The following is an 8,855-nucleotide window of genomic DNA, read 5'->3' on the forward strand; positions in this document are numbered from 1 at the left end:
AAAGGAGGGAAAACAATGTTAGGAATAATAATTGGTTTGGCCTTATTAATGTTTTTAGCCTACAAAGGGATGTCGATTATATGGGTGGCACCAATTTGTGCTATGGTGGTTGCCCTTACAGGTGGATTAGAACTATTACCAGCTTATACACAGTCATATATGACGGGGTTTGTAGGTTTTGCTAAATCATGGTTTCCTGTATTTATGCTGGGAGCAATTTTCGGTAAGGTTATGGACGAATCTGGAGCAGCTCAATCAGTTGCCCATTGGATTATTTCAGTAATTGGAAAGAAAAGGGCTATCTTAGCAGTTGTAGTGGCTTGTGCCGCATTAACCTATGGTGGAATTTCACTATTCGTCGTTGTGTTTGCAATCTATCCTTTGGCAATTGCATTATTTAGAGAAGCAAATATTACTAGAAAGTTAATTCCCGGTTCTATCGCTTTGGGAGCCTTCGCCTTTACAATGACAGCAGTACCAGGAACACCTCAGATTCAGAATTTAATTCCTATGGATTACTATGGAACAACACCTATGGCTGCACCAATTATGGGTACAGTGGCGGCGTTAATTATGTTTAGTGTAGGTATGTTTTGGCTGACATATAGAGAAAAGAAATTAAGTGCAGCTGGTGAAGTCTTTGTTGAACCGAATAAAAAAGTAGAGATTACTGATTCTAGTCAATTGCCTAATCCCTTTATTTCAGCCTTGCCATTGATTACAGTGGTTGTTCTGTTAAATGCATTTAAATTTAATATCGTTACTTCTCTATTGGCAGGCATTGTTTTAGGATTAGTACTTAATTATAAACGAATTCCTTCTATGGTTTCCACAATCAATGATGGAGCATCGGGTTCAGTTTTAGCTATTATTAATACAAGTGCTGCTGTAGGCTTTGGTACGGTAGTAAGAGCAGCACCTGGTTTTGAAACCTTAACAAATGTGATGCTTGGTATTAAAGGAAATCCACTTATTTCAGAGGCTGTGGCTGTAAATGTATTAGCAGGGGCAACGGGTTCTGCATCTGGAGGAATGGGAATTGCACTTGAGGCTCTAGGTGAGAAATATGTAGAATTGGCAGCAAGTACAGGAGTTTCTCTAGAAGCTTTTCATAGGATTGCATCTTTAGCCAGTGGAGGCTTGGACACATTACCCCATAATGGAGCTGTATTGACGCTTTTGGCTGTTACTGCAATGACCCATAAGGATTCCTATTTTGATATATTTATTACCTGTACTGCAACCCCTGTATTATCAGTTGCTATAGCAATAATTTTAGCAAGTATAGGCCTTATATAATATAATTTAACATTATAATAGTAGAGAAGTTAGCGGAAATTTATTTAAATTATTATCAGAATAGATTTAAATATACAATAGGCACTTATAAAATTAAAAATTTTATAAGTGCCTATTATTGCAATTTTTTAATATACAAATATACAGCTGAATTTAATAATATTTACAGTAAAGTTATTTATTTAAACAGCATTTTTTGTATTTTTTTCCACTACCACATGGACATGGTTCATTTCTTCCAATTTTTTTATCATTTACAACGATACGGGATCTGTTATAATCTTTTCTTATTTCTTTTCTTCTTTCCTTGGTAAGTATGTCATCCCATTGAGGTAGATTATAAAGCCAATCTGCTTTGGCTGCGAGCATGTTGTAATAGAGCTTTTCAAAGTCTACAGAAAGAGACAGATTACTTTCTTCTGTTAAGTTGTCAAGGTCTATTTCTTCTACAAGGCTTGTATTAATTCCATCTAGAAAGCCAACAAAGGTTACGGTATCCATTTCAAATTTTTCTGAAAGCTCAGCTAGAGCCCCCTCTATTTTTTCATTTTTGTTTTCTAATATATATTCATAATTTTTTTGCTCCTTGGGAAGATATTCACCCCAAAATTTATTGTATTCTTCTTGTGAGCGTTCAATATAAGCCTGATCTTTCCATTGTTTAAATAAAGACATTAAACTACATCCTTTCTTCAATTTTCATTTGTGAATATTTAAAGCAAAATTAATTCTTAAGTATTATATCATATATTAGAAAAAAATAGGATATGTAAATTTAATTTAAGAGATTTGGATTTTTGTTTAAAATATTATCGTGAAGAATCTTCAGATGGCTTATATTTTAAGTTGATATTTTTAGAAAATTTTTTATTGTATTTATCGATAAAATGATTTGTTAATAATAAAATGTCATCTTTACGTTCTTTTAAAGGGGGAATATTAAAAGATATTACATTTAAGCGATAGTATAGATCTTCCCGGAAAGCTTTCTTTTTTTAAGTATAAAAAAAGAAAGCTTTCAAAAAACTAACTTGATTTTTTTCTTATGTAATTTATATAACAAAGGTACATTTCATCGGCAGTTTTTAACTTTTCAAGTAAATCATTCAATACATTTATAGCTTCATTAAGATCGTATTCTAAACGTCCTTTTTCAGCACTATTATTTTGCATGAGTATTGATTTTTTAATAGAACATATATTTTTACGGGCTGTGGAAACTTGTTTAGAAAACCTACTTAAATTTCCACGAAGATAATCATCGGCTCCATCAGTTCCCAGCTTTTTAATCAAATTTTTTATAGTATAATAATGTTTTAAATATACTGACCTTTTCATTTTAACACTCCTGACAATATAGTGTATATATTATTATTATATTATACTATATATTGATTAATTTAACTATATGATAAATAGCAATAAATGAGAAAAATGTATAATTATCTCGAAAGAATTCCTTTTTATTACAAAACTAGTCAAAGGAATCTATCTCACTTTATATAATACAGTATATAAAACCGAATTATTTATATGAAATTCAAAACTTTGATAGAAACTTTTAAGCTTTTTATGAATAATTCGATTTATAGCATATTATACTTGGGAGGAGAAAATAATGAATTTATCTTTTGCAGAAAAAGAAATTATATTTGATTCATATGATGAGCTTTATAAATATGAAATTGGTAATGGAAGAGTTAACTATAAGTATAGTGATAGGGTGGTTATTAGGGAACTGAATCCAAATACCGGTAATGGATATATTTGTGGTAGATTTTTAGAAGAGAATGAATATAATATAAACTCAAGGGGTTGGATAAAGATTAAAAACTTCAATGAAAAACAAATCAAAAATTTACTTGAAGAAGCTATGATATCCTTTTTATTATATTTATAATTTACTAAGTATGAAAGAGACAATTGATTATATGTGGAATTTTAAGGGGAAAACTGGTTCATAAAAATCACTCAAATGAAATATTAAAACTCACTGAATTGTATTTAAAATAAATTATTTGATTTATTAGCACAACAGGCTAAGTTTACATATTAGTATATAAAAGACTTCCTTTGGAAATTATAATTATAATATAAAGATTCAGGTAAAGACTTTAATACCGAGTATTTTTATATTTGTTTTACTAGGAATTTTTTATACTTGAGGAAATTGAATAACTCTAATTTAGCAAAATTGAATAATATATATGGTATAGCTTTCGAGATTTCAAAACTATATGTAGTAGATAGTTTTTGCAGAAGGTAATTATGTAATTTACTCACTTAAATTATTATATAAAATACTAAAAAAATTTACTATGCTAATTTCTATGGTGAGAGTTTTAATAATTTCTAATACAACAGGATAAAGGATTTAGAAGCTGAAGGGAGATTCGAATGGGATATCACAATAAATCTGTAGAAGAAACTTTATTAGATTTTAATACAGACCCTTTAAAAGGTCTTGATATAGAGGAAGTGAAAAATCGACGTAATAAATATGGGGAAAATAGTCTCGAAGAAAAAGAAAGTAAAACAGTTCTTAATATGATTATAGATCAGTTTAAAGATATTCTAATTATCATATTAATTATAGCCGCAATTATTTCCATTGCCTTAGGTGAGATTATTGATGGAGCATTTATCATTATAATAGTTATTTTAAACGCAGTTTTAGGTGTTATACAAGAAAATAAGGCCAGCAATGCTTTGAAAGCTTTACAGGAAATGTCTGCTCCCGCTTCTAAAGTGTTGAGGGATGGGAAATTGCAAAAAATAGCATCTTCTCAGCTTGTTCCAGGGGATATAGTTGTATTAGAAGCAGGAGACTATGTGCCAGCAGATATTAGATTAATTGAAAGTGTAAATTTGAAAATTGAAGAGGCGGCTCTAACAGGGGAATCGGTATCGGTTGAAAAACAATGGGATGTAATAGTTGATGAAGACCTAGCCCTTGGGGATCGTGGAAATATGGCATTTATGAGTACCATTGTAACCTATGGCCGTGGTAAGGGAATAGTGACAGAAACAGGTATGAAAACGGAAATTGGAAACATTGCAACCATGTTAAATGAAGTAAAAGCTGAACCTACTCCACTTCAAAAAAAACTTGCTCAATTTGGTAAGATATTGGGGATTATATGCTTAACTGTTTGTGTAATCATCTTTATAATGGGAATACTTAGAAACGAAGATTTACTTGAGATCTTCATGACAGCAGTTAGCCTGGCAGTTGCTGCAATTCCAGAAGGGCTGCCGGCAGTTGTTACAGTTGTATTGGCCTTGGGAATGCAACGAATGGTTAAAAAAAATGCAATAGTTAAAAAACTTGAGGCAGTGGAAACCTTAGGAAGCACAACAGTTATATGTACCGATAAAACAGGAACACTTACTCAAAACAAAATGGTTGTTACAAAGGTATTTGATGGAAGTAATATTTGGGATGTAAGCGGTGCAGGTTATTCTACTATTGGACAATTAATCTGTGAAAAAGGAGAATGCACATCAGATACTCTTGAAAGAATTATGCAAGTATCCGTTTTATGTAACGATGCAAAGCTTATTAAGGAGAAAGAAGAAATTATTGGAGATCCCACTGAAGGGGCCCTGGTTGTTCTAGGTGCAAAGGGTGGATATCCTCAGGATGAACTTAATAAAAATTATCCCAGGATAGATGAATATCCCTTTGATTCAGAAAGAAAATTAATGTCCACAATACATAAAAGAAAAACTGATTATATTATGTACACCAAGGGTGCACCGGATGTTATATTAAGTAAATGCAGTAAAATTAGTGTTAATGGTGAAATAAAGCCATTAACCAATGAATATATAGAAAAAATTAATAAAGCAAATAATAAATTTGCAAATAAAGCTTTAAGGGTTTTAGGCTTTGCAAACAAAATAGTATCCGAAGGGACAGACATTAAACAAGAAGAAAATGATCTTGTATTCTTAGGCTTGACAGGAATGATAGACCCTCCAAGGGAGGAAGCAAAAGAAGCAGTAAAGCTTTGCAAAAGAGCAGGCATCCGTGTTGTTATGATAACCGGTGACCATAAGATAACAGCAAGTGCTATTGCAAGGGATATTGGTATTATAGATGATCAACTGGAAGCAATGAGTGGGTCAGAAATTGATAATTATAGTGAAGAAGAATTTAAGGAAAAAGTTAAGAATATAAATGTTTTTGCAAGGGTGTCACCGGAGCATAAAGTGAAAATTGTTAGAGCTATTAGATCAAATGGGGATATAGCAGCTATGACAGGTGATGGAGTTAATGATGCCCCGGCTTTAAAACAGGCAGATATTGGTATAGCTATGGGTATTACAGGTACTGATGTTGCCAAGGAAGCTGCTGATATGGTACTGACGGATGACAATTTTGCCAGTATTGTAGATGCAGTTGAAGAGGGGAGAGTAATCTTCAATAATATTCGAAAATTTGTAGGATTTTTATTATCCTGTAATTTTGGGGAATTACTTTTAATTTTCTTATCAATGCTATTGGGTTGGGGCTCGCCTTTGGTTCCTGTCCAAATACTTTGGATCAATTTGATAACGGATTCTTTTCCAGCCTTTGCATTAGGAATAGAAGCCAAGGAAAAAGGTGTTATGGATCAAAAACCACGTCCTCCAGATGAACCAATAGCTGATAAAAAAATGATTGTTAGTATTGCATTCCAATCGGCTGCACTGGCAGCAGCTGGGTTAATCTCTTTTTGGGTTGGAAGTCGGTCTGGCGATAGATTAACAGGGCAAACCTATTGTTTTATAACTGTAATTATTGGAGAATTATTAAGGGCATATTCAGCACGATCTGAGACAAGCTTTTTGTTTAAAGTTAAAGTTTTTAGTAATAAATACTTAAACTACTCAATACTATTGGCAGGAATTTTGCTGTTTACAGTAGTATATGTGCCATTTTTACAGCCAATTTTTAAAACAACTACTGTATCAATGACAGGTTTAGGTTTAACTATGGCTTTTGGCCTTTTACCTTTATTTGCCGGTGAAATTTCTAAAACCTTTAAAAATAGATATTAATAAAGAAAGAAGCAGATTTAAATGATTTTAAATCTGCTTAATTTCTTTACCTTCTACATAACGTGCAATAATATTTCTATCATCTCCTAAGTATAAGAATCTTTCCAGTCTATCTTCTAGAGAATATCTGTCTGCAATTAATTTATCATCTTCAATGACCAATGCATCGAATAAATAACCTTCTTCAAAGCTTCCGGTTTTTCCGAAAAAGTTCCCGCCACCTTTAGTTCCTAAATAAAACACTTCTGGAATAGTAAGTGGTTTATATTCTGGATTATTTATACTTAATAATTTAGATAATTGAATTGCCCGAACCATTGCTTCGTTTAGAGCAATTTTATGACCACCTGCTATATCACTGCCTAATCCAATGGGAATTCCCATATTTAAATACTTTCTCAAAGGCATTATCCCACTTCGTACATTTATATTTGAATCAGGACAATGAACTAATATTACATTTTTACCTTTAATTATATTAAGTTCTTCGTCACTTAGATGAATTCCATGGGCCATAGCAGTTTTTGTATGTCCAAACAGATAATATTTATCATAAACATCTAAATAGTATTTTGAATCGGGGAAAAGCTCCTTAACCCAGTTAATTTCATTTATATTTTCACTTAAATGGGACTGAACTGGGAGGCTGTATTCTTTAGTTAATTCACCTAGTTTCTCTAGCAGCTCATCTGTACTTGTTGGTGCAAATCTAGGAGTTATTATAGGCTTAACTAATTTTTCATTTTTATATTTTTTTATAAGATATTCTGTTCCTTTTATAGACTCTTCAGTGCTTTCAATAATAAAGTTGGGGGCGTTTCTATCCATATTTACTTTACCAATATAGGCACCAATCCCCTTCTTTTTTAATATTTCAAAAAGTATTTCGGTACCCTTTGTAGAAGAAGATGCAAATATACATGCCCTAAGGGTACCACTATCTACTAATTTATCTGCAAATTTAGTATAAACTTCTTTAGCAAATTCTTCATTTTGAAATTCCTTTTCCAAATCAAAGGTATAATCATTTAACCATTCAAGTAATTGTTTAGTCATACCCATGCCACACTGCAAAAACTGAGATGCATGAAGATGTAAATCAACAAAACTAGGAATAATTAATTTGTTTCCATAGTTTCTAATTTTACAATTACTATATTCTTTAGGTAATTCTTTATAAATTCCTTTTACTTTACCATCAATAGATACAATAAAGGCATTATTATAGATTTCAAATTTATCAGTGTTTTTTGTGAATATAATATTTCCTTTTAAGACTAAAGTTTCATTCATATTGATCCTCCTAGTATATATATTAAAATATAATTGTTTATAATAAACAAATGTTCTTAGAAATGCTGAGTATTTTGATACTTGAGAAGTATAGCTTCGGAGATTAAAGAACTATATGTAAGGGAGCAGATGATTTTTTAAGAAGGTAATTATGGAATTTATTTGTTTAAATGTATTATTAAAATGGCTATAGGGATATTATATCTCATCAATAGCTTTCTTGATACATATAAATGAGGAAATTTATTAATCAATTTGTTCAACCTTTAAAGTTGTTTATCTTTAGAAAAAAATATATTTTGATGATATAGATCATTCTAAGTACTTTAATATGTAAATCAGTAAAAGAGCAATAGGATTAGTACCAATGAATGGGATATCACTAGACGATTTAGCATTAAATGGTATAATAGAAAGTGTCGATTTGAAAGAAATCCTGATATTGCATATAGTATGGAGGTGGAGTTTTTAAAACTATATGTAGGAGTCATAGGCGTTAACTTAAGCCAAGTTATACCAAGGTAAAAATTACATTTGCAAAAAGACAACAAAAATGGGAATCTCTAAGTGACGACCAAATCACAAAGGAGAGATTCCCATGAAGATATCTTCATCACTTATTATAAACGTAATTCGATTTTTAAACCATATAAAAATAATGGAAATTGCTAAAAATATTGGTTTTACAAAGCGTAGAACAATGCTTATGCCAGAAACTCTTGTTAAAGTTTTTACTTTTGGTTTAATAAATATAGCAAATCCTTCGTTAAATGAAATTGCATCAAAGTGTGAAGCACTACAACCTGGTTTGCAAATTAGTAAAGTAGCAATCCATAAAAGATTAAAGAAAACATCTAAACTTTTGGAAGAAGTATTTAAAGAGACTATGCATCTTACAATAAATAACATGCTTACAGCAAAAACAACTAAAATCTTTTCACAGTTTAAAGATGTAAAAATATGTGATAGCACAAAAATTACTTTGCCCGATAAATTATCAAATATATGGCCTGGTCTAGGCGGAAGCAATGCTAAATCTGCTTTGAAAATTCAAGGTGTATATAGTTTAGTATCCAGTTTATTTGGGAGCATAGAATTAACAAAAGCTCCTGGGCCTGACACAACTTATACAGATAAACTACTTACATTAATTGATAAAAATGAATTGCTTATTACAGACCTTGGATACTTTAGTAAAGCCTTTTTTGAAAAATTAG

General features: G+C 31.1%; 7 protein-coding genes. 4 read left to right on the forward strand and 3 right to left on the reverse strand.

The genetic code is table 11. The features are described 5' to 3' along the window. The first annotated feature begins 15 nt into the window (after positions 1–15). Positions 16–1,299, forward strand: a complete 1,284-nt coding sequence (locus B5X81_RS25900) for a GntP family permease (protein WP_079495917.1) — start codon at positions 16–18, stop codon at positions 1,297–1,299. Positions 1,300–1,473: 174 nt separating this feature from the next. On the opposite strand, the gene B5X81_RS25905 is transcribed toward B5X81_RS25900, so the two are convergent. Continuing rightward, positions 1,474–1,974 (reverse strand): SEC-C metal-binding domain-containing protein, encoded by a 501-nt coding sequence (locus B5X81_RS25905; protein ID WP_079495918.1) that lies wholly within the window; start codon positions 1,972–1,974, stop codon positions 1,474–1,476. 351 nt (positions 1,975–2,325) lie between these two features. Next, positions 2,326–2,637, reverse strand: coding sequence for a hypothetical protein (locus B5X81_RS25910; RefSeq protein ID WP_079495919.1), 312 nt, complete (start codon positions 2,635–2,637; stop codon positions 2,326–2,328). A gap of 280 nt (positions 2,638–2,917) precedes the next feature. On the opposite strand from B5X81_RS25910, the gene B5X81_RS25915 reads away from it, so the two are divergent. Continuing rightward, positions 2,918–3,199 (forward strand): hypothetical protein, encoded by a 282-nt coding sequence (locus tag B5X81_RS25915; protein ID WP_079495920.1) that lies wholly within the window; start codon positions 2,918–2,920, stop codon positions 3,197–3,199. Between the two features lie 497 nt (positions 3,200–3,696). Then, complete coding sequence (locus B5X81_RS25920; protein WP_079495921.1) at positions 3,697–6,345, forward strand: calcium-translocating P-type ATPase, SERCA-type; 2,649 nt, start codon at positions 3,697–3,699, stop codon at positions 6,343–6,345. Positions 6,346–6,372: 27 nt separating this feature from the next. Here the strand turns inward: B5X81_RS25920 and B5X81_RS25925 are convergent, their stop codons facing one another. After that, positions 6,373–7,638: an amidohydrolase family protein gene (locus tag B5X81_RS25925; RefSeq protein WP_079495922.1), complete on the reverse strand. Its 1,266-nt coding sequence runs from the start codon at positions 7,636–7,638 to the stop codon at positions 6,373–6,375. A 598-nt stretch (positions 7,639–8,236) separates the two neighbouring features. Here B5X81_RS25925 and B5X81_RS25930 point away from each other — a divergent pair. After that, on the forward strand, positions 8,237–8,855 hold a 619-nt coding region (locus tag B5X81_RS25930), incomplete at its 3' end, for an IS4 family transposase (RefSeq protein ID WP_139380389.1).

The organism is Maledivibacter halophilus (assembly GCF_900167445.1).
GTDB classification, from domain to species: Bacteria; Bacillota; Clostridia; order Peptostreptococcales; family Caminicellaceae; genus Maledivibacter; species Maledivibacter halophilus.

Coding starts and splice junctions, on each gene's coding strand:
- B5X81_RS25905 (WP_079495918.1), bottom strand. CDS start 1,974: ATGTCTTTATTTAAACAATGGAAAGATCAGGCTTATATTGAACGCTCA.
- B5X81_RS25920 (WP_079495921.1), top strand. CDS start 3,697: ATGGGATATCACAATAAATCTGTAGAAGAAACTTTATTAGATTTTAAT.
- B5X81_RS25900 (WP_079495917.1), top strand. CDS start 16: ATGTTAGGAATAATAATTGGTTTGGCCTTATTAATGTTTTTAGCCTAC.
- B5X81_RS25915 (WP_079495920.1), top strand. CDS start 2,918: ATGAATTTATCTTTTGCAGAAAAAGAAATTATATTTGATTCATATGAT.
- B5X81_RS25925 (WP_079495922.1), bottom strand. CDS start 7,638: ATGAATGAAACTTTAGTCTTAAAAGGAAATATTATATTCACAAAAAAC.
- B5X81_RS25910 (WP_079495919.1), bottom strand. CDS start 2,637: ATGAAAAGGTCAGTATATTTAAAACATTATTATACTATAAAAAATTTG.